Below are 22,419 nucleotides of genomic sequence, written 5' to 3'. Positions count from 1 at the left end.
GACGGCCCCACCCGAAGCCCAGTTTCCGCGCGGCGATCAAGGGAAACCCCCAGAAACCGCGCTCCCGGACGCGTTTCGCCGCCGGTTCTAGGGATTTTCCCGGCCCCCGCGTGGGATCACAGAGTCCGGACGTGGGCAGCACCGAGCCGAGGAGAAACCCGTGCACGAGACCGACGACCCCGCCGACCCGGACCTCCGGCGGCCGATCCTGTTCGTCAGCTCACCCGAGGCGGGGCTGCTGAACCCGGTGCTCACGCTGGCCGGCGAGCTCGCCCGCCGCGGCGTGCCCGACCTCTGGTTCGCCACCGACGAGAACCGGCGCGGCGCCGTCGAAGAGCTCGGCGGCGACGGCGCGCGCAGCATCGTCGAGTTCGCCTCCCTCGGCGACGTCGTCCCCGAGATGTCGGCGGTGACCTGGGACGACGAGACCTACCGCGCCGTGACGCAGCGCTCGCGGTTCAAGGCCCACCGCGCGGTCATCGAGCACACGCTCGACCCCGGGCTGCGGGTGGCGAAGTACCGCAAGCTCGAGGCCGCGGTCGACAAGATCGAGCCGGCGCTGATGGTGATCGAGAGCATGTCGCAGTTCGCGTTCGAGCTGGCGATCACACGCGGGATCCCCTACGTGCTCAGCGTGCCGTTCATGGCGAGCACCATGCTCACGGCCTACACGCCGTTCGCCAAGAGCTACACCGGCCGCGACTTCCCCGTGCCGCACTCGGGCCTGCCTTACCGCATGACCGCGCGCCAGCGCTGGGAGAACCGCCTGTTCAAGCTGCGCACGCTGGCGATGTTCCTCAAGCCGGAGATGGCGAAGCAGCTGGCGAAGGACAAGGAGGTCCGCGCCGAGCTGGGCATCGCGCCCGAGGCCGGCGGCGTGATGTCCCGCATCGACCACGCACAGCTCGTGCTGTGCTATTCCGTCGCCGGCCTCGACTACCCCTTCCCCGTGCCGGAGCACATGAAGCTCGTCGGCGCGCTCGTGCCGCCGCTGCCGCAGGCGCCCGGCGCCGAGGAGCTCCCGGCGTGGCTCGACGCGCAGGACTCCGTCGTCTACATGGGATTCGGCACGATCACGCGGCTCACCCGTGAGCAGGTCGCCTCGCTCGTGGAGGTGGCGCGCCGCCTCGGCTCGCGCAGGCATTCGGTGCTGTGGAAACTGCCGAGCGAGCAGCAGCACTTCCTGCCCGCCGACCTGCCGCCGACGCTGCGCATCGAGGACTGGGTGCCCTCGCAGTTCGACGTGCTGGCACATCCCAGCGTGAAGGTGTTCTTCAACCACGGTGGCGGCAACGGGTTCCACGAAGGCATCTACTTCGGCAAGCCGCTCGTCATCCGCCCGCTCTGGGTGGACTGCTACGACCAGGCCGTCCGCGGCGCCGACGCCGGCGTGAGCCTCACCCTCGACCGGCCGGACACCTTCGACCCCGACGACGTCACCGACAAGCTGACCCGCGTGCTGGAGCAGTCGCGCTACCGCACGCGCGCCGAGCACTTCTCCCGCGCGCAACGCGAAGCCGGCGGCCGCGAAGCCGCCGCCGACGCCGTGCTCGCGCTGCTCGCGCGCCCCTGACCCCCGAACCCCGAGCGAGGACTCTCCATGGCGTACCAGTACCCGGTGTCCCGGCCGCACCTGACCGGCCACGAGCTCGACTACGTCACCGAGACCATCGGCGACGGCTGGATCTCTTCCCAGGGCCCGTTCGTCCGGCGGTTCGAGGAGGCGTTCGCCGCCTGGAACGGCAGCGCCCACGGTGTCGCGTGCTCGTCGGGCACCACCGCGCTCACGCTCGCGCTGCGGGCGCTGGGCGTCGGTCCCGGCGACGAGGTGATCGTGCCGGAGTTCACGATGATCGCCAGCGCGTGGGCCGTGACCTACACCGGCGCCACGCCCGTGTTCGTCGACTGCGGTGACGACCTCAACATCGACCCGGCCCTGATCGAGGAGAAGATCACCCCGCGCACCAAGGTGATCATGCCGGTGCACATCTACGGCCGCGCCTGCGCGATGGGCCCGATCATGGACCTGGCGCACCAGTACGGCCTGCGCGTGGTGGAGGACTCCGCCGAGGCCCACGGCGTGAAGCCGGTGGGCGACATCGCGTGCTTCTCCTTGTTCGCCAACAAGATCATCACCGCCGGCGAGGGCGGGATCTGCCTCACCGAAGACGCGTACCTGGCCGGCCAGATGGCGCACCTGCGCGCGATGGCGTTCACGAGCGACCACAGCTTCCTGCACAAGAAGCTCGCCTACAACTTCCGCATGACGGCCATGCAGGCCGCCGTCGCGCTCGCCCAGACCGAGCGCCTGGACGAAATCATCGCCGAGCGCGCCAAGATCGAGGCCCGCTACGACGCCGGCCTCGCGGGCATCGACGGCATCACGCTGATGCCCCCGCGCGACGTGCTGTGGATGTACGACCTGCGCGCCACCCGCCGCGAGGAGCTGCGCGCGTTCCTGGCCGACAACGGGATCGAGACGCGGCTGTTCTTCAAGCCGATGAGCCGCCAGCCCCTGTACCTCGACCCGGTCTGGCCCCAGCTCAAGGCGAACACCTTCGCCGAAGACGGCTTCTACCTGCCCACGCACACCGGGCTGACCGAGGCCGACCAGGACCACATCACGGGCAAGGTCCGCGAGTTCTACCAGGCGGGCTGAGCGCCCGTCCGAAGGGAGACACCTGCCATGCCGAGCGCCGAGTCGACGACCCTCGTCGAGTTCCCCGCCCGCCGGGAGGGAGCGCCGTTCCCGCCGCCGGAATACGCGCGGCTGCGCGAGCAGACCGGGCTGGTGCGGTCGCAGCTGCCCGGCGGGAACACCGTGTGGCTCGTGACGCGCCACGACGAGGTGCGCGCCGTGCTCACGGACCCGCGGATCAGCTCCAACCCGGGTCATGAAGGCTTCCCCCGCATCGGGCGCACGGGCGGGGTGCCCGACGTGCCCGGCTGGTTCGTCGCCCTCGACCCGCCCGAGCACGGCCGGTTCCGCAAGACGCTGATCCCCGAGTTCACCGTGCGCAAGATCCGCGAGCTGCGCCCGGCCATCCAGGAGATCGTCGACGGTCGCATCGACGCCATGCTCGCCGGCGGGAACTCCGCGGACCTGGTGGCCGAGTTCGCGCTGCCGGTGCCGTCCCTGGTGATCTCGGCGCTGCTCGGGGTGCCGTATGCCGACCACGAGTTCTTCGAGTCGAAGACGCGCACGCTGGTCTCCTTCTTCTCCACCGACGAGGAGAAGGAGAAGGCGGGCAAGGAGATCCTGCGTTACCTGGGCCGGCTCATCACGATCAAGAAGAAGCGCCCCGGCGAGGACCTGATCACGCAGCTGCTGGCCAGCGAAGCGATCAGCCCGGCCGAGATGTCCGGGGTGTCGATGCTGCTGCTCATCGCCGGACACGAGACCACGGCCAACAACATCGCCCTCGGCGTGGTCACGCTGCTGCTGAACCCGGACTGGATCGGCGACGACCGCGTGGTCGAGGAGATGCTGCGGCTGCACTCGGTGGCGGACCTGGTCGCGCTGCGCGTGGCGACCGAGGACGTCGAGATCGGCGGCCAGCTGATCCGCAAGGGCGAGGGCATCGTGCCGCTCATCGCAGCCGCCAACCACGACGGCTGCCCGTTCTCGAACCCGGCCGAGTTCGACCCCAGCCGCTCGGCGCGCCACCACGTGGCGTTCGGCTACGGCGTGCACCAGTGCCTCGGGCAGAACCTCGTGCGGGCCGAGCTGGAGATCGCGTACCGGACGCTGTTCGAGCGCATCCCCACGCTCGCGCTCGACGCGCCGGTGGCCGAGCTGCCCTTCAAGTACGACGGCGTGCTCTTCGGCCTGCACGGCCTGCCGGTGCGCTGGTGAGGAAGGAGACCGTGATGGAGCTGGAGGTGGACCGCGGCCGCTGTGTCGGCGCCGGCCAGTGCGTGCTGAACGCGCCCGACGTGTTCGACCAGGACGACGAAGGGATCGTCACCGTCGTCGCGGAACCCGGGTCGGACGCCGAAGTGCGCGACGCGGTGCAGACCTGCCCGTCCGGAGCACTGTCCTTCAAGGACTGAAGCTCTTCCGAAGAGCCGCCCCACACGCCGTGGGGCGGCTCTTTCGTGCGGTCAGGCGGGCCGGCAGGCGGCGAGCTCGCGCAGCGCGTCGCGGAGCTGTTCGTGCACGCGTTGCGCGGGCAGCCCGGACTCGGCGGCCAGCTCTGCCGCGGTGCGCCGCTCCCGCAACGCGGACCAGAGCAGGCCGCGGCGGCCGTGGGGCAGGGTCTGGAACGCGTCGAGCAGCAAGGCGTCGGCCGTCGCCTTGGCCAGGCGTTCCGCCGGCACGCGCGGCCGCAGGGTGTCGTGCAACGCGGCGAGCAGCCGGTCGCGGCCTTCGGCGAGGTGGCCTTCGCGGACCAGCCGGCGGCACAGGCGCGCCGCCGAGCGCCGGGAGATCCCCGCACCGCGGGCGGCGCGGAAGACCAGGGCCAGCGACCGGTCGTCCTCGGCGGGCCACGGCGCGCGCACCCAGCCGGGCGCCTGAGCCGACCGGCCCGCAGCCACCCGGGCAACACCGCCACGGCACTGGTCATGAGGCCTCCCGTCGTCGCGTGTCCGTGATCTCTACCCGTTCTTCCGCCGGGGAAAACCCCGCGACGAGAAAAGCCCGGAACTGGGCCGGGCCTGGTCGCCGCCGGGGTCGAAACGGCGATGACCAGGCCCGAGCTGGGGTAGCGCGGCTCAGAGCGTGCTGAGCCACTCCTCGACCGCCTGCGCGGTCAGGGCGGAGTCCTCCTTGGCGAGGGAGAAGTGGTCGGCGGCGACCGTCGTCACGACGTCGGCCGGGACCCGGGAGAGCAGGTCGTCCTGGTCGTGCTCGATCTCGTCACCGAAGAGGTCCACGGCGCACTGCACGAGCAGCGTCGGCGCGGTCGTCCTCGGCGTCTCGAGGTCGGCCATCTTGCTGAACCAGTGGCCCATGGCCGAGAGCCGGGCGCTGTTGAGCGTCACGGTCGGGTTCTCGATCTCCGCGAGGTAGAACCGCGTGGTCTCCACGAAGTCGACGTTCTCACCCGCGCGGTGCTGCATGCTCAGCGTGTCCAGCAGCGCCACGCCGTCCGGGCGCACGCCCCACGTCTGCTCCAGCACGCCCGCGGCGGCGTAGGCCAGCGAGCCGGCGGACGAGTGCCCGACCAGGATGAACGGGTCCCCGTCGCTGGCGTGCAGCACGCTTTCCGCGACCACGCGCGCGGCCGCCGTCGCCGAAGCCGGCACTGGCTCGCCGAGCGCGAAGCCGACGAGCGGCAGCGCGGACACGTGGCGCTTGCCGCGGAAGTGCGCCGCGATCCGCGCGTACTGGTGCACGCCGCCGGTGACCACCGGGGAGCTGATGCAGATCAGCCGCGGCGAGGCCGGCCCGTCGGCGAGGGTGACGGCCTCGGGCAGGTCCTCGAGCTCCGCCGGCGTCTCGAAGGTGTCGCGGATGGCCGCGACGGCCTTGAGCATGCCGAGCGCTTCGGTGAGCTTGCCGCCGTTGGCGGCGCGGAAGAACAGCCGGTCCAGCGTATCGCCGGCGACCGGGGTCGCGGTGCCGGGCGTAGGCGCGTTGGCGGCCGTGACGGAGCCGGCCAGCTCGTCGCGCAGCCATTCGGCCAGCCGGGCCGGGGTCTTGTTGTCGAACACCGCCGTGGACGGCAGCCGCAGGCCCGTCGCCTCGCCGAGTTTCGTGCGCAGCTCCACCGCGATGAGCGAGTCGAACCCGGCCTCGAGGAAGTCGCGTTCGGGGTCGACGGAGCTCGCGTCGCGGTGCCCGAGCAACGCCGCGGCGAAGTCGCACACCAGGTCCTGCAGCAGCTGCCGCTGGGCGGCCGCGTCCAGTCCTCCCAGGCGGTCGCGGACCGACGACGTCGACGACGAGGCCTTCGCCGCCGCTTTGCGCGGCGTCTTCACCAGTCCCCGCAGCAACGCCGGCACCTCGCCCTGCGGCTTGCCGCCACCGGCGACGCGCAGGGCCGCGATCAGCGGTTCGCGTGCCGCGAGGGCGGCGTCGAACATCGCGAGTCCCTGTCCGGTGCCGATCGTCGGCAGCCCGGCGGCGTCGATGCGCTCGACATCCGCGCGGGACAGCTTGCCGGTGATGCCGCTCGACTCGGCCCACAGGCTCCAGGCCAGTGAAGTCGCGGGCAGGCCGAGGGCCGCGCGGTGCTGGGCGAGGGCGTCGAGGAAGACGTTGGCCGCCGCGTAGTTGCCCTGGCCCGGCCCGCCGCTCACGCCGGCGAACGACGAGAACAGGACGAACGCGGCCAGGTCGCTCTCGCGGGTGAGCTCGTGCAGGTGCCACGCGGCGTCGGCCTTCGGCCGCAGCACGGCGCTCAGGCGATCCGGCGTGAGCGACGGGATCACCCCGTCGTCGAGGATCCCGGCGGTGTGGACCACCGCGGTGAGCGGATGGTCGACCGGCACACTGGCCAGCAGCTCGGCAAGTGAGTCCCGATCGGAGGTGTCGCACGAGGCGATCCGCACGGCCGCGCCCGCGCCGGCGAGCTCCTGCCGCAGTTCGTCGGCACCGTTCGCGTCCGCGCCGCTGCGGCTCACGAGCAGCAAGTTCCGCACGCCGCGTTCACGCACCAGGTGGCGGGCCACGTGGCCGCCCAGCACGCCCGTGCCGCCGGTGATCAGGACCGTCCCTTCGGGGTTCCACGCGGGCGGCGCGGTGAGCACGAGCTTCCCGATGTGCCTGGCCTGGCTCATGAACCGGAACGCTTCCCGCGCGTCGCGCACGTCCCAGGTCCGGACCGGCAGCGGCTCGAGCGCGCCCTCGGCGAACAGCGCGAGCAGGCTCTGCAGCATCTCCTGCACGCGGTGCGGGTCGACCTGGCCGAGGTCGAACGGGTGGTACGCGATATCACCCAGCGTCGCGGGGTCGCGCAGGTCCTTCTTGCCCATCTCCAGGAACCGGCCGCCGTCGGCGAGCAGCCGCAATGACGCGTCGAGGAACTCGCCGGTGAGGGCGTTGAGCACGGCGTCCACGCCGCGGCCGCCGGTGGCGCGCGCGAACTTCTCCTCGAACTCGGTGGTGCGCGAGGAGGCCAGGTGGTCCTCGGCGATCCCGAGCTCCCGGAGCGTGTCCTGTTTGGACTCGCTCGCCGTCGCGAACACCTCGGCACCCAGGTACTGCGCCAGCTGGATCGCGGCCATGCCGACGCCACCCGCGCCGGCGTGGATCAGGACGGACTCCCCCGGCCTCAGGTTCGCGAGGTCCACCAGGGCGTAGTAGGCGGTGAGGAACACCAGCGCGACCGACGCGGCGTCCACTTCGGACCAGGCGTCGGGTGTGCGGGCCAGGAAGCGCTCGTCGGCCACGGCGTGGGTGCCGAAACCGCCGCCGAGCATGCCGAAGACGCGGTCGCCCACCTCGAGGTCGGTCACGGCCGGGCCGATCGCGTCGACGACGCCGGCGGCCTCGGCGCCGAACGCGCCCGCTTCGCCGGGGTACATGCCGAGTGCGTTGAGCACGTCGCGGAAGTTCATGCCCGCGGCCGTCACGCGTACCCGGACGTCGCGCCCGGCCGGCTCGTCGAGGAACTCGGGCCGAGGTTCGAGGACCAGGGTGTCGAGGCTGCCCTTGCCGGTGGTGGCGAGCCGCCACGGCACCCCACCCGACGGCGGCACGAGGCTTGTGCCCGTCGCCAGGCGCGCGAGGCGACCCACGCGGACGGCGCCGTCACGGAGCACGACCTGCGTCTCGCCGCTGTCGAGCAGCCCGACGGCGCCGGCGAGAGCACTGAGCGAGGTCGTCGCGCTGTCGATGTCGGCGAGCAGGAACCGGCCGGGGTGCTCCGCCTGCGCGGAGCGCACCAGGCCCCAGACCGCGGCGGCGGCCGGGTCGGGCACGGCTTCGCCTGCGGCCGCGGCGGCCGCGCCGCGCGAGACGAACACCAGCCGCGTGTCGGTGAACCGGTCGTCGGCCGCCCAGTCCTGCAGCACCGTGAGGGCCCGGGCGGTCAACTCGTGCACGGCCGCCGGCCCTTCGGCGCCGGTGACCGGCACGAGGCAGACATCCGGCGCGCTCGTGCCGGCGACGGTGCCCGCGAGCGTCTCGGCATAGCCCGACACGATCTCCCCGGCGACCACCACCTCGTCGGCGACGCCGAACGGGTCGGCCCCGACCACGGCCCAGCGGCGCCCGCCCGCGACCGTCGGCACCTCGGCCGGCACCCAGTCGAGCCGGAACAGCGATTCGCCCGCGACGTCCGGCTTCGCGGCCGGGGCCGCCGAAGCCGCCCGCAACGCGAGACCTTCGACAGTCAGCACCGGACGGCCCGTCACGTCGGCAGCGGCCACGGTGATCGTGCCGGTGTCGTCGCCGGCCAACCGCACGCGGAACGCGGACGCGCCGCCCGCGTGCAGCGTGACACCGCTCCACGCGAACGGGATCCGGCCGCGCGCAGCACCCGAGCCGACGAAGGTGGCGGCGTGCAGTGCGGAGTCGAGCAGGGCCGGGTGCACGCCGTACGCGTCGGCGCCGTCGGCCCGGCCGGGCAGGACGACGTCGGCGAACACCTCGTCGCCCCGGCGCCACACAGCCTGCAGGCCCTGGAACAGCGGGCCGTAGGAGGAGTTCTCGTAAAAGCCGGTCACATCGACGGATTCAGCGCCTTCGGGCGGCCACACCGAGGCGTCGAAGGCGGCGGCCGGTGCGTCCTCGGTGAGCAGGCCGCTCGCGTGCTCGGTCCAGGCCGCGTCCGGGTCGTCGGCCGGTCGCGAGTGGACGGTCACCGGGCGCCCGCCCTGCTCATCCTCCGCGCCGACGCTCACCTGGATCGTCACGGCGTCCTCCGGGCCGAGCACCAGCGGCACCGCCAGCGTGAGGTCCTCGACGCGCCCGGCGCCGACGTGGTCGCCGGCCCGCACGGCGAGCTCCAGGAAACCCGTGCCCGGGAAGAGGATCACGCCGCCGAGCGTGTGGTCGGCGAGCCACGGGTGCGTGCGCGCGGAGATCCGGCCGGTGCACACGACACCGTCGGACCCGGCCAGCGCCACCGTCGCACCGAGCAGCGGGTGCGCGCCGGGGAACAGCCCGGCCGAGGTCACGTCGCCGGTCATCGCGGCCTTGCGCGGCCAGTAGCGCTCGCGCTGGAACGCATACGTCGGCAGCTCGATCGTGCGGGCGCCGTCGAGCAACGGCCGCCAGTCCACGGGCAGGCCCCGCGTGTACGCGGCGGCGAGCGACTTGAGCGCGCGGACCAGGCCGCCGTCGTCACGGCGCAGCGTGCCGGTGACAAGAGTGCGAGTGGTCCCGGTGTCCTCGACGACGCCGGTGACGTTGGCGGTCAGCACCGGATGGCCGCTGGTCTCGACGAAGGCGCGGTGGCCGTCCGCGAGCAGCGCGCGCACGGCGTCCTCGAACCTCACGACGCCGCGCAGGTTGCGGTACCAGTAGTCCGCGGTCATGGGCTCGTCGAGCTTCGCGCCGGTCAGCGTCGAGTAGATCGGGATCTCGGGGGTGCTCGTGGTGACCTCGCCCAGCTCGGCGAGCAGCTCGTCGCGCAGCACCTCGACCTCGGGCGAGTGCGACGCGTAGCCCATCGAGATCCGGCGCACGCGCACGTCGCGCGCCCTGAGGTCGTCGAACAGCCGGTTGAGGGCCCCGAGCTCACCGGACACCGACACGGACCCGGAGCTGTTCACCGCGGCGACCGCGATCGGCGTGTCGGCCAGCAGCTCCTCGACCTCGTCGAGCGGCAGGGGAATCGCGAGCATGCCACCGCGGCCGGCGATCGTGCGCGTGAGCACCTTCGCCCGCAGCGCCACCACGCGCGCGCCCTCGGCGATGCTCAGCGCGCCCGCGACGACGGCGGCCGCGACCTCACCCTGCGAGTGCCCGACCACGGCGTCGGGCTCGATCCCGGAGGAGCGCCACACCGCGGCCAGCGCGACGGTGAGCGCGAACGACGCCGGCTGCACCACGTCGACGCCCTCCAGCGACGGCGCGTCCGGCCCGCCGCGCAGCACCTCGGCCAAGTCCCACTCCACGTACGGGCGCAGCGCTTCGGCGCACTCGGCGATCTTCGCGGCGAACACCGGGCTCTCGTCCAGCAGCCGCCCGCCCATCCCCGTCCACGGCACGCCCTGGCCCGGGAACACGAACACGGTCTTGCCCGACACATCGGCCACGCCCTCGACGACCTCGGGAGCCAGCCGCCCCTCCTCGATGGCGGCCAGGCCGCCGGTCAGATCGGCCCGCTCCGCCCCGACGACCACGGCGCGGTGCGCGAACGCCGACCGCGTGGTCACGAGCGAATGGGCCAGGTCCAGCAGATCGGCGTCCCCGGCAACGCCGTGCAACCGCTTCGCCTGCGCTTTCAGCGCGGCGGGTGTCCGGCCCGACAGCACCCAGGGCACCGCGGCGGGCGCGGGTCGCGCCGGCACCTCGGCGGGCTCGGGATCCGGTGCCTGCTCCAGGATCACGTGCGCGTTGGTGCCGCTGATGCCGAACGACGACACCCCGGCCCGGCGCGGGCGCTCGACCTCGGGCCACGGCCGCTGCTCGGTGAGCAGCTCGACGGCACCGGCCGACCAGTCCACATGGGACGACGGCGTGCTGACGTTGAGCGTCTTCGGCAAGGTCGCGTGCCGCAGCGCCATGACCATCTTCACGATCCCGGCGACGCCGGCGGCGGCCTGCGTGTGCCCGAGGTTCGACTTCACGGCTCCGAGGTAGACGGGCGTCTCCCGCTCCTGCCCGTAGGTGGCGAGCACGGCCTGCGCCTCGATCGGGTCACCGAGGACGGTGCCGGTGCCGTGCGCTTCGACGACGTCGACGTCCTGAGCAGACAGGCCGCCGCTGGCCAGCGCCTGCCGGATCACGCGCCGCTGCGACGGCCCGTTCGGCGCGGTGAGGCCGTTGGACGCGCCGTCGGAGTTCACCGCGGAACCCCGGACGACGGCGAGGATCGGGTGGCCGTTCTTCCTGGCGTCGGAGAGCTTCTCGACGACCAGCATGCCGACGCCCTCGGACCAGCCGGTTCCGTCCGCGTCGTCGGAGAAGGCCTTGCAGCGCCCGTCCTCGGCGAGCCCGCCCTGGCGGGTGAAGCCGGCGAAGCCCATGGCCGTCGACATCACGGTGACGCCGCCCGCCAGCGCGAGCGTGCATTCGCCGCTGCGCAGCGCCTGCCCGGCCAGGTGCAGCGCGACCAGCGAGGACGAGCACGCCGTGTCGATCGTCATCGCCGGGCCTTCGAGCCCGAAGACGTAGGAGATCCGGCCCGACACGACACTCGCGGCGAGCCCGGTGCCGGCGTGGCCTTCCACGTCCTCGCCGGCACCCAGCGCGAGCTCGGCGTAGTCCTGCCCGTTGGTGCCCACGAACACGCCGGTGCTGCTGCCGCGCAACGTCTCCGGGTCGAGGCCGGCTCGTTCGAACGCCTGCCAGCTCGTCTCCAGCAACAGGCGCTGCTGCGGGTCCATCGCGGTGGCCTCGCGGGGCGAGATGCCGAAGAACGCCGCGTCGAACTCGGCCGCGTCGTAGAGGAACCCGCCGACGTCGGTGGCGCTGTGGCCGCGGCCGTCGCCGGCGAGCACGGCCAGGTTCCACTCGCGGTCGGCCGGGAACTCGCCGATGCCGTCGGCGCCGTCGGCCACCAGGCGCCACAGGTCCTCCGGCGAGCGGACACCGCCGGGGAACCGGCAGGCCATGCCGACGATCGCGATCGGCTCGCCCCGGCCGGCCTCGGCGTCGGCCAGCCGCTGCCGCGTCTGGTGCAGGTCGGCCGTGACCCACTTCAGGTAGTCGACGAGCTTGCGGTCCTCCGGCATGGTGCGCACCTTCCTGTGGGCGTTCGCGCGGGTCAGCGGTCGGTCAGCCGGCCCAGTTCGTGGTCGATGAAGTCGAGGACCTCGTCGGCGCTCGCGTCGCTGAGCCGGTCGGCGACGCCGGTTTCCGCCTCTTCGGTCTCCGTGAGCGCCGAGAGCATCCGGCGCAGCCGGGCGGCGATGCCGCCGCGCGTCACGCCGTCGGGCGCCGCCACGCGCAGGCTCGCTTCGAGCCGGTTCAGCTCGGCGTCCAGCGCCGCCTCGGGCGCCGCGCCGTCGGTGAGCTCCTCGCGCAGGTGCTCGGCGAGTACCACCGGAGTCGGGTAGTCGAAGACGAGCGTCGACGGCAGCGGGGTGCCGGCCACCTCCGTGAGGCGGTTTCGCAGCTCCACCGCGGTGAGCGAGTCGAAGCCCAGCTCGCGGAACTCCTGCCCGGCGTCGATCGCCTCGGCGCTGTCGTGGCCGAGCACGGCCGCCGCCGCGGTGCGGACGAGGTCCACCAGCAGTCGGGTCTGCTCGTTCTCGCGCAGCCCGGTGAGCTGTTCGGCCAGCGACTCGCGCGGCACCGCCCGCGCGGCCGCCGCCCGCCGTCGGGTGCCGCGGATCAACCCGCGGAACACAGCCGGGACCTCGCCTTCGACACTCGCGAACCCGCCCCGCCCGACGGCCAGCGGCACGATCCGGCCGGCCCCCGAGGCGACGGCCGCGTCGAACAGCGCGAGCCCTTCGGCCACCTCCAGCGTCGGCAAGCCGGTCGAGCGCATGCGGCGCCGGTCGGACTCGCCGAGCGTGCCGGTCATGCCGCTGGTCTCGGTCCACGGCCCCCACGCGAGCGACGTCGCGGGCAAGCCGTGCGCCACGCGGTGGGCCGCGAGCGAGTCGAGGGCGGCGTTGGCGGCGCAGTAGTTGGCCTGACCGGGGCTGCCCATCGTGCCGGCGATCGAGGAGTAGACGACGAACGCCGCCAGGTCCGCGCCGTGCGTCAGCTCGTGCAGGTGCCAGGCCGCGTCGGACTTCGGCGCCAGCACCGCGGCGACACGCTCGGGTGTCAGCGAGCCGAGCACGCCGTCGTCGAGGATCCCGGCGGTGTGGACGACGGCGGTGAGCGGGTGGGCCGGGTCGACCTCCGCCAGCGCGCGGGTGACTTCGCGCCGCTCGGCGACGTCCGCCGCGACGAAGCGCACCGTCGCGCCGAGGTGGGTCAGCTCGTCCTCGAGCTCGGGCGCGCCGGGGGCTTCGAGACCACGGCGGCTCGCGAGGACCAGGTGCCGTACGCCGCGTTCGCGCACGAGGTGGCGCGCCAGCTCGCGCCCGAGACCGCCGGTGCCGCCGGTGACGAGCACGGAGCCGTCCGGGTCCCAGGGCCGGCCCCACGTCGCGGTCTCCCCGAGGCGCGCGAGCCGGCCCGCGAGGACCTCGCCGCCGCGGATCACGAGCTGCGTCTCACCCACGGCCAGCAGCTTCGGTGCGCTCGCGACCTCGGCGACCGAAGCGGGGTCGGCGTCGACGTCCACGAGCATGAACCGGCCCGGGTTCTCCAGCTGCGCGGCGCGCACGAGCCCCCACAGCGCGGCGGCGGCCGGGTCCTCGATGGGGTCGCCGTCCTCGGCGGCGACGCCGTTGCGCGTCACGAAAACCACGGTGGTGCGGGCGTACTTTTCGGCCGAGAGCTCCTGTACGAGTTTCAACGCGCGTCCGCCGAGTTCACGCGTGGCGGCGAGCGGGTCCGGGCCGAGGCCGGCCATCGGCACGAGCAGCACCTCGGGTACTTCGTCCACTTCGGACAGTGCGGTGGCGGAGCCGGCGCTCAGCGCGCCGGCGAGGCAGAGACCGTCGGCCCCCAGCACCGTGCAGCGGTCGCCCTCGGTGTGCTCGCCGCGCACCGGGGTCCAGGTGAGGTGGAACAGCGAGTCGTGCCGGGTGTCGTGCGTGTGGTGCTCGGGCTCCGGCAGCGCCCGGTACACGCAGGTGTCGACGGAGGCGACGAGCTGGCCTTCGACGTCGAACAGCGCCAGCGCCACGGACTCCGGTCCCGTGCGGATCAGCCGCGCCCGCATCGCCGACGCCCCGGCGGCGTGCAGGGTGAAGCCGCGCCAGACGTGCGGCACCGGGTCCGGCTCCACGTCGAGGTCCGCGAACGCGGCGAGCCGCGACACCGCGTCGGCGAGCGCCGGGTGCAAGCCGAACTCCGCGGCATCCGGGACCTCTTCGGGCAGCGTGACCTCGGCGTAGACCTCTTCGCGGCGGCACCAGACGGCCGTGATGCCCTGGAACGCGGGCCCGTGCTCCACGCGGTCGCCCTCGTGCGGTTCGTGGAACCCCGTGAGGTCGACGGCCGCGGCATCGGCGGGCGGCCACTCGCCGAGCGAGCCCCCGGGCACGGCACCGTCGGCGACGTGACCGCGCGCGTGCACCGTCCAGGCGGCTTCCGGGTCGTCGGCCGGACGGCCGTAGAGCGTGACCGGGCGGCGGCCGGACGCCGGCTCGCCCACGCGGACCTGCACCGCCACGGCGGTGTCCACGACGAGCGGGGCAGCCACGGTCAGCTCGTCGACGCGGTCGCAGCCGGTCTTCTCGCCCACCCACGCGAACAGGTCGAGCAAGCCGGACTCGGGGAACACCGTCTCGCCGTCGACGAGCCGGTCGGCCAGCCACGGCACGGTCTGCGCCGAGAGCACCCCGCTGAACACCGCGTCGGCCGAGCCCGCGAACGGGACCTCCGCCGCGAGCAGCGGATGCCCGGCGACGGCCAGCCCGAGGCCCGCGGCGTCCGCGACGAGCGGGGCGAGCGTCGGCCAGTAGCGCTGGTGCTGGAACGCGTAGGTGGGCACCTCGGTGTGCCGGCCGCCGGCCAGCAGCGGTGACCAGTCCACGGCCACCCCCGCGACGTGCAGCCGGCCCAGCGCCGTGAGCAGCGCGGTCGCCTCGTCGCGATCCTTGCGCTGGGTCGCGACGACGGTCACGTCGTCCACGTTCTGCTGGGCGAGCGCGGCCAGGACGCTGCCGGGGCCGACCTCGACGAACGTGGTCGCGCCCGCGGCACGCAGCGAGCGCACGCCGTCGCCGAAGCGCACGGCCTCGCGGACGTGGCGCACCCAGTAGGCCGGATCGGTCAGCTGCTCGGCGGTGGCGGGCTCGCCGGTGAGCGTCGAGACGATCGGGATTTCGGGCGCGGACAACGAAAGTCCGCGCACGACCGCGGCGAACTCGGCGAGCATCGGTTCGACCAGCGGCGAGTGGAACGCGTGGGAAACGGTGAGCCGGTTGGTCCGGCGGCCCCGTTCGGCGAACCGGTCGGCCAGCGCCAGCACGGCCTGCTCGGCCCCGGCGACGACCACCGACGCGGGCGCGTTCACAGCGGCGATCGACACCTCGGCCGCGAGCTCCGCCGTCACTTCGTCGAGCGTCGCCTCGACGGCGACCATCGCGCCACCGGCGGGCAGCGCCTGCATGAGCCCGGCGCGCGCGGCGACGAGCGTCGCAGCGTCTTCCAACGTCAGCACGCCGGACAGGTGCGCGGCGGTCAGCTCGCCGATCGAGTGCCCGGCGAACTGCGCGGCCCGCAGCCCGAACGACTCCAGCAGCCGGTAGAGCGCGACCTCGAACGCGAACAGCGCCGGCTGCGTGTAGCCCGTGGTGGCCAGCAGGCCGGCCTCGGGTGTGCCGTCGGCGGCGAAGACGATCTCACGCAGCGGGCGGCCCAGGTGGCGGTCCAGCTCGGCCGTCACCGCGTCGAACGCGGCGGCGAACACCGGGAAGCGCTCGTGCAGCTCACGGCCCATGCCCGGGCGCTGCGAACCCTGGCCGGAGAACAGCACGGCCGTCGACTGCTCGGTGGCGAGCCCGCGGCCGGCTTCGGTGATCCCGTCGGGTCCGGCGAGCAGCAGGGCGCGGTGGCCGAAGTGCGGGCGGGCCGCGAGAGTGGCGCCGATGTCGAGGGCGCTCGGCGCGCCGTCCCGGGCCGCGAAGGCGCGCAGCCGTCCGACCTGCTCGTCGAGCGCCGCCGCCGTTTTCGCCGACACCGTCCACGGCACGACGTCCTCGGCGCGCTGTTCTTGCGTCGAAACTTCTTCCGCCTGCTCCAGCACGATGTGCGCGTTGGTGCCGCTCAGCCCGAACGACGACACCCCGGCGCGGCGCGGCCGGCCCACCTCGGGCCACGGCCGCTGCCGCGTGAGCAGCTCGACCGACCCGGCCGCCCAGTCCACGTGCGACGAGGGCGCGTCGACGTGCAACGTCTTCGGCAGCACGCCGTGGCGCAGGGCGAGGACCATCTTGATGATCCCGGCGACACCGGCCGCGGCCTGGGTGTGGCCGAGGTTGGACTTGATGCCGCCCAGGTAGACCGGCGTCGCGCGGTCCTGCCCGTACGTCGCGAGCACGGCTTGCGCCTCGATCGGGTCGCCGAGCACCGTGCCGGTGCCGTGGGCCTCGACGGCGTCGACGTCCTGAGTGGACAGTCCACCGTTCGCGAGGGCCTGGCGGATCACGCGTTGCTGCGAGGGGCCGTTGGGCGCGGTCAGGCCGTTGGACGCGCCGTCGGAGTTCACCGCCGACCCGCGCACGACGGCGAGGACCGGGTGGCCGTTCTTCTTCGCGTCCGACAGCCGTTCGACCAGCAGCATGCCGACACCCTCGGACCAGCCGGTGCCGTCCGCGCAGTCGGCGAACGCCTTGCACAGGCCGTCCTCGGCGAGCCCGCCCTGGCGCGTGAAGCCGGCGAACCCGATGGCCGTGGACATCACCGTGACGCCGCCGGCCAGCGCGAGGGCGCATTCGCCGCTGCGCAGGGCCTGCGCGGCCGAGTGCAGCGCGACCAGCGAGGACGAGCACGCCGTGTCGATCGTGAGCGACGGGCCTTCGAGCCCGAAGGTGTAGGACAGCCGGCCGGACACCACGCTCGCGGCGAGGCCGGTGCTGGCGTGGCCTTCCATGTCCTCGCGGGCCATCGTGACGAGGTTCGCGTAGTCCTGGCCGTTGGTGCCGACGAACACGCCGGTGCGGCTGCCGCGCAGGGTGGCGGGGTCGAGCCCCGCGCGTTCGAAGGTCTCCCAGGAGATTTCGAGCAGCTGGCGCTGCTGCGGGTCCATCGCGAGCGCCTCGCGCGGGGAGATGCCGAAGAAGCCGGCGTCGAAGCCGGTGGCGTCGTCGAGGAAGCCGCCGCGCGCGGTGGCGCTGCGGCCCCGGCCGTCGCCGGCCAGCGCGGCGAGGTCCCAGCCGCGGTCGTCGGGGAAGTCGGTGATGGCGTGCTCGCCGGCGGTCAGCAGCGACCACAGGTCCCCGGGCGAGCGGACGCCGCCCGGGAACCGGCAGGCCATCCCGATGATCGCGACGGGTTCGGTGCCGGCCGCGGTGGCCGCGACGATCTCGCTGCCGGCCGCGTCGCCGCCGGTCAGCTCGGCGAGCAGGTGCGCGGCGAGATCGTGGGGGGTCGGATGGTCGAACACCAGCGTCGAGGGCTGCGTGAGCCCCGTGGCCGCGCCGAGGGCGTTGCTGAGGTCGATGGCGCTGAGCGAGTCGAACCCGAGGTCACGGAAGGCCTTGTCGGCGCCGATCGCGCCCGCTCCGGAGTGGCCGAGCACGGCGGCGGCACGGGTGCGGACCAGCTCGAGGACGGCGGCCGGACGGTCCGCTTCGGACAGTGCGCGCAGCGTGCGGCCGAAGTCCGGTTCGGACGTCTGCTCCCGGCGCAGGTCGCGGGCGCCGGGCAGCTCGTCGAGCAGCGGGCCGGGCCGTGCCGAAAGCAGCGCCGACAGCAACCGGGGCTGCCGCAGGTCGGCGACCACCACGGTGGCTTCGGGTTCGGTGACCGCGTGCGCGAGAGCGGCGACGGCCGGCGCGGGGTCCAGGGCGGTCGAGTCGGCGTGCCGGTCCGCGGCCACGCCCTGGCTCGCCATTCCGTCGCCGGCCCAGGCACCCCACGCGACGGCGGTCGCGGGCAGTCCCGCGGCGCGGCGCCGCCGGGCGAGAGCGTCGAGCACGGCATTGGCGGCGGCGTACCCGCCCTGGCCGGGGTTGCCGAGGGTGCCGGCGACCGAGGAGAACAAGGCGAAGACTTCGAGGTCCTTGCCGCGGGTCAGCTCGTCGAGCACCAGCGCGGAGGTCGCCTTGGCCCGGAACACGGTCTCGAACCGTTCGGGCGTCAGGGCTTCCAGCACGCCGTCGTCGAGGACACCGGCCGCATGCACGACCGCGGTCAGTGGCAGGGGTTCGACCAGCGCGGCCACGGCGTCGCGGTCGGCGACGTCGCACGCGGCGAGCGTGACGCGCGCACCGAGCGCCTCCAGCTGCGCGGCGAGGTCGGCCGCGCCGGGGGCGTCCGGCCCGCGGCGGCTGGTGAGCACGAGGTGCTCGGCGCCGTGTTCGGCCAGCCACCGCGCGACGTGCGCGCCGAGGGCGCCCGTGCCGCCGGTGATGAGCACGGTGCCGTGCGGCTGCCATTCCTCGGCCGTGGTGGCCGGCGCGGAGACGAGGCGGCGGCCGAAGATCCCGGACGGGCGGACCGCCAGTTCGTCCTCTTCGGACTGGCGCAGCGCCTGCGCCAGCAGCTCGATCGTCCGGTCGTCGAGCTCGGCGGGCACGTCGAGGAGACCGCCCCACCCGCGCGGCTGCTCCAGCGCGGCGACCCGGCCCAGGCCCCACAGGGCGGCCGCGGCCGGATCCGTCACCTCGGCGTCGGCTTGGGCCGCGACGGCGCCCCGCGTGACAACCCACACCGGCAGGTCGACGCGGCGCAGCAATGCGGCCGTCGCCGGGGCGTCCGGCAGGAAGGACAGCACGGCGTCACGATCCGTCTCACCGAGCTCATCCGGTTCGACGCGGACCACGTCGCCCGCGGCCTCGAGCACCAGCTCCACCCACGCGCCGGCGTCCGGGGGCACGACGGCGAGCCACCGACGCGGCGCGCCCGGGATCGCGGTGACCGGGCGCCAGACCTCGCGGAACCGCCAGGAGTCCACGGTGGACTTCTCGACGTCGGACTCGGGCCAGAACCGCTCGTGCTGGAAGGCGTACGTCGGCAGGTCCACCCGCTGGGCTCCGGCCAGCAACCCGCCCAAGTCCACGCGCGCGCCGGCGACGTGGAGTGCGGCCAGCGCGGCCACGAACGTCTCTTCCTCGCCGAGGTTGCGGCGCAGCGCGGGCACGACCGGGATCGCGTCGCCGACGCTCTCGCGCGCCATCGCGATGAGCACGGCGTCGGGGCCGAGCTCCAGGAACGCCCGCGCTCCGGCCTGGTGCGCGGCGACCACGGCGTCGGCGAACCGCACCGGCTCGCGGACGTGGCGCACCCAGTAGTCGGCGGTGCGGATCTCGTCACCCGCGAGAGCGCCGGTCAGTGCGGACACGAGCGGGATCTTCGGCGCGGCGAAGGAAATCCCGTCGAGCGCGGCGCGGAAGCCGGCCAGCATCGGGTCCATCAGCGGCGAGTGGAACGCGTGCGACACGCTGAGCCGCTTGGTCCGGCGCCCGCGCGCGGCGAACGTCTCCGCGATCCGCGTGACGTCGGCCTCGGCGCCAGCGAGCACCACCGAGTCCGGCCCGTTCACGGCCGCGATCGAGACGCCGTCGGTGAGCTCCGGGGTCACCTCGGCCTCGGTCGCGCGGACCGACACCATCGCGCCGCCCTCGGGCAACGCGTCCATCAACCGCGCGCGGGCGGCGACAAGGGTGCAGGCGTCGGGCAGCGACAGCACGCCGGCGCCGTGCGCGGCGGCGATCTCGCCGACGGAATGCCCGCCCAGCACGTCAGGCCGGACACCGAAAGACTCGGCCAGCCGCAGCAACGCGACCTCGACGGCGAACAACGCCGGCTGCGTCCACCCGGTGCGGTCGAGCAGCCCGGCGTCCGCACCCCACACGATGTCGCGCACGGGCCGGTCCAGCTTCGGGTCCAGCTCCGCCGCGACCGCGTCGAACGCCTCCGCGAACGCCGGGAACCGCCCGTAGAGCTCGCGCCCCATCCCGAGCCGCTGCGCCCCTTGGCCGGAGAAGACCACGGCGAGCTTGACCCGCCGCCCCGCGAGCCCGGTCGTGACGCCCGGCGCCCAACCGCCGCTGAGCCAGCGCGCCAGGTCCTCCCGTAGCGCCGTGGTGTCGGACCCGACGGCGGCCAGCCGGTGCTCGAACGCCGAACGGCCCGTGAGCAGCGAGAACCCGACGTCGACCGCGGAACCCAGGTCGTGGCCCACCAGGGCGCGGACCTGCCCGCGCAACGCCTCCGGGGTCTTGGCCGACAGCACCCACGGCACCACTCCCCCGGCCGGCTCGGTCTCGACCGGGTCGCTCGCCGGCGCCTGCTCCAGGATCGTGTGGGCGTTGGTGCCGCTCACCCCGAACGACGACACGGCCGCGCGCCGCGGGCGGCCGGTCTGCGGCCACGCCACCTGCTCGGCCACCAGGGTCACCGCGCCGGAGCTCCAGTCCACATGGGACGACGGCGTGCCCACGTGCAGGGTCTTCGGCACCACTCCGTGGCGCATCGCCTCGACCAGCTTGATCACCCCCGCGACCCCGGCGGCGGCCTGCGTGTGCCCGAAGTTCGACTTCACCGACCCCAGCAGCAGCGGGTGCTCGCGCTCCCGGCCGTAGGTCTCCAACAGGCTCCCGGCCTCCACCGGGTCACCCAGCGGTGTGCCGGTGCCGTGAGCCTCGACCACGTCCACTTCGGACGGTTCCAGCCGCGCCGCCGCCAGCGCCTGGCGGATCACGCGCTGCTGCGAACGCCCGTTGGGCGCGGTGAACCCGTTGGACGCGCCGTCGGAGTTCACCGCCGAGCCGCGGACGAGCGCGAGCACCGGATGCCCGTTGCGCTTCGCGTCCGACAGCTTCTCCAGCACCAGGACGCCGACGCCCTCGGCCCAACCGGTGCCGTCGGCGTCGTCGGAGAACGCCTTGCAGCGCCCGTCCGGCGCCAGGCCGCCCTGGCGGCTGAACTCCAGCAACGAACCCGGCGTGGACATCACGTTCACGCCACCGGCCAGCGCCAGCGTGCACTCGCCCGAGCGCAGCGCCTGCGCCGCCAGGTGCAGCGACACCAGCGAGGACGAGCACGCCGTGTCCACCGTGACGGCCGGGCCTTCCAGCCCGAACGTGTAGGAGATCCGGCCCGACGTGGCGCTCGCGGCGATGCCGGTGCCCACGCTGCCGTCGGCGTCGTCCAGTGAGCGCACCATGAGGTACGCGTAATCCTGGCCGTTGGTCCCGACGAACACACCGGTCCGGCTGCCGCGCAACGACACCGGGTCGATGCCCGCGCGTTCCACCGCTTCCCACGACGTCTCCAGCAGAAGCCGCTGCTGCGGGTCCATCGAGAGCGCCTCACGCGGCGAGATGCCGAAGAAGCCCGGGTCGAAGTCGGCGACGCAGTCGAGGAACCCGCCGCGCCGGCTCACTTCCTTGCCGCGCGCGTCGACCTCGCTCGTCTGCAACGCGCGCAGGTCCCAGCCGCGGTCGGCCGGGTAGCCGCCGACCGCGTCGCGGCCCTCGGCGACGAGCTGCCACAGGTCCTCGGGCGACCGGACGCCACCGGGGAACCGGCAGCTCATGCTCACGATCGCGATCGGCTCGGCCGCCGCGGCCAGCAGCTCCCGGTTCTGCCGGCGGAGGCGGTCGGCCTCCTTCACGGAAGCCCGCAGCGCCTCGACAACCTTTTCGCTGGGCGTGGTCATCTCTTCAGCTCCGTCACTCGCTCGGCTGGGTCACTCGGTCGGCTCTTGCCCGGTCAGCGCGGCCCGCACGAGGTCGTCCACGCCCATGTCGTCGATGTCCGCACCCGCGACCGCCTCGCCGCCTTCGGCCAGGCGCAGCAAGGTGTCCAGCACGCCGCTTTCGCGCAGCTTGGCCAGCGGCACCGCCGAGAGCAGCGCCCGCACCCGGGTCTCCTCGTCGCCGGCCTCGGCCGCTTCCGGAGCCAGCTGCTCCAGGAGGTACGCGGCCAGCGCCTCGGGCGTCGGGTGGTCGAACACGAGCGTCGAGGGCATCGTCAGCCCGGTCGCCGCCGTGAGGCGGTTGCGCAGTTCCACCACGCCGAGCGAGTCGAACCCGAGGTCGCGGAACGGCTTGTCCGGTCCCACCACGTCGAGGTCGGCGTACCCGAGCACCTCTGCGGCTCGCACCCGCACGAGGTCCAGCACGGCCTCTTCGCGCTCGTCGGCGGGCAGGCCGGCGAGGCGCTCGCGGAACGCGGACGACTCCTCGGCCGGCGCGGCCGCTGCCGGTTCGACGTAACCCGGCAGGTCGCGCAGCAATGGATTGGGCCGCGCGGGTCCGCCGCTGAAGCCCCCGGCGTCGACCTGGACCACCACCGCCGTCGGACGTGGTTCGGTGACGAGCTGCCGCAGGGCGAGCACGGCCAGATCCGGGTCCATCGCGGCGATCCCGCTGCGGCGCGCGGCAACCTCGGCCGCCGCCCCGGTCGCCATCCCGGCTCCGCCCCAGGCGCCCCACGCGATCGACGTGGCCGCGAGCCCTTCGGCCCGGCGCCGTTCGGCGAGGGCGTCGAGCACCGCGTTGGCGGCGGAGTAGTTGGCCTGCCCCGGGTTGCCGACCACGGCCGACGCCGAGGCGAACAGCGCGAACACCGCGAGGTCGTGGTCGCGGGTCAGCTCGTCGAGCAGGAGCGCCGAACCG

Annotated in this window: 8 protein-coding genes (1 of these 8 only partly in view); 4 read left to right on the top strand and 4 right to left on the bottom strand. The window is 73.9% G+C overall.

All coding sequences use genetic code 11. The features are described 5' to 3' along the window. The first annotated feature begins 160 nt into the window (after positions 1 to 160). The 4 genes from ACQPXB_RS24695 to ACQPXB_RS24680 are packed head-to-tail and all read left to right on the top strand — an operon-like array spanning position 161 to position 4,053. Positions 161 to 1,573: a glycosyltransferase gene (locus ACQPXB_RS24695; protein WP_432844591.1), complete on the top strand. Its 1,413-nt coding sequence runs from the start codon at positions 161 to 163 to the stop codon at positions 1,571 to 1,573. A 27-nt stretch (positions 1,574 to 1,600) separates the two neighbouring features. After that, the gene (locus tag ACQPXB_RS24690; RefSeq protein ID WP_432844590.1) at positions 1,601 to 2,659 is read left to right on the top strand and encodes a DegT/DnrJ/EryC1/StrS family aminotransferase; all 1,059 of its coding nucleotides are present in this window, start codon (positions 1,601 to 1,603) and stop codon (positions 2,657 to 2,659) included. Between the two features lie 27 nt (positions 2,660 to 2,686). After that, positions 2,687 to 3,856 carry a cytochrome P450 gene (locus tag ACQPXB_RS24685; RefSeq protein ID WP_432844589.1) on the top strand — a complete coding sequence of 390 codons (1,170 nt, stop codon included), beginning with the start codon at positions 2,687 to 2,689 and terminating at the stop codon, positions 3,854 to 3,856. Positions 3,857 to 3,870: 14 nt separating this feature from the next. Then, positions 3,871 to 4,053, top strand: a complete 183-nt coding sequence (locus tag ACQPXB_RS24680; RefSeq protein WP_432844588.1) for a ferredoxin — start codon at positions 3,871 to 3,873, stop codon at positions 4,051 to 4,053. Between the two features lie 51 nt (positions 4,054 to 4,104). On the opposite strand, the gene ACQPXB_RS24675 is transcribed toward ACQPXB_RS24680, so the two are convergent. From ACQPXB_RS24675 to ACQPXB_RS24660, 4 genes are all read right to left on the bottom strand, one after another. Then, positions 4,105 to 4,539 (bottom strand): hypothetical protein, encoded by a 435-nt coding sequence (locus ACQPXB_RS24675; RefSeq protein ID WP_432844587.1) that lies wholly within the window; start codon positions 4,537 to 4,539, stop codon positions 4,105 to 4,107. A gap of 177 nt (positions 4,540 to 4,716) precedes the next feature. Beyond that, complete coding sequence (locus tag ACQPXB_RS24670) at positions 4,717 to 11,802, bottom strand: SDR family NAD(P)-dependent oxidoreductase (RefSeq protein ID WP_432844586.1); 7,086 nt, start codon at positions 11,800 to 11,802, stop codon at positions 4,717 to 4,719. A 23-nt stretch (positions 11,803 to 11,825) separates the two neighbouring features. Then, positions 11,826 to 21,458: an SDR family NAD(P)-dependent oxidoreductase gene (locus ACQPXB_RS24665; RefSeq protein WP_432856459.1), complete on the bottom strand. Its 9,633-nt coding sequence runs from the start codon at positions 21,456 to 21,458 to the stop codon at positions 11,826 to 11,828. Positions 21,459 to 21,488: 30 nt separating this feature from the next. Further along, positions 21,489 to 22,419, bottom strand: partial view of a type I polyketide synthase gene (locus ACQPXB_RS24660; protein WP_432856456.1) — the 3' portion only. The gene runs 26,474 nt beyond the window's last position; only the last 931 of its 27,405 coding nucleotides appear in the window; its start codon lies beyond the right edge, outside the window; its stop codon occupies positions 21,489 to 21,491.

Source organism: Amycolatopsis sp. CA-161197 (genome assembly GCF_050942255.1).
Lineage (GTDB): Bacteria > Actinomycetota > Actinomycetes > Mycobacteriales > Pseudonocardiaceae > Amycolatopsis.
Note: the sequence above shows the minus strand (reverse complement) of the source record. Positions and strands in the feature narration are given on the sequence as shown.

Coding starts and splice junctions, on each gene's coding strand:
- ACQPXB_RS24665 (WP_432856459.1), bottom strand. CDS start 21,458: ATGACCACGCCCAGCGAAAAGGTTGTCGAGGCGCTGCGGGCTTCCGTG.
- ACQPXB_RS24690 (WP_432844590.1), top strand. CDS start 1,601: ATGGCGTACCAGTACCCGGTGTCCCGGCCGCACCTGACCGGCCACGAG.
- ACQPXB_RS24685 (WP_432844589.1), top strand. CDS start 2,687: ATGCCGAGCGCCGAGTCGACGACCCTCGTCGAGTTCCCCGCCCGCCGG.
- ACQPXB_RS24680 (WP_432844588.1), top strand. CDS start 3,871: ATGGAGCTGGAGGTGGACCGCGGCCGCTGTGTCGGCGCCGGCCAGTGC.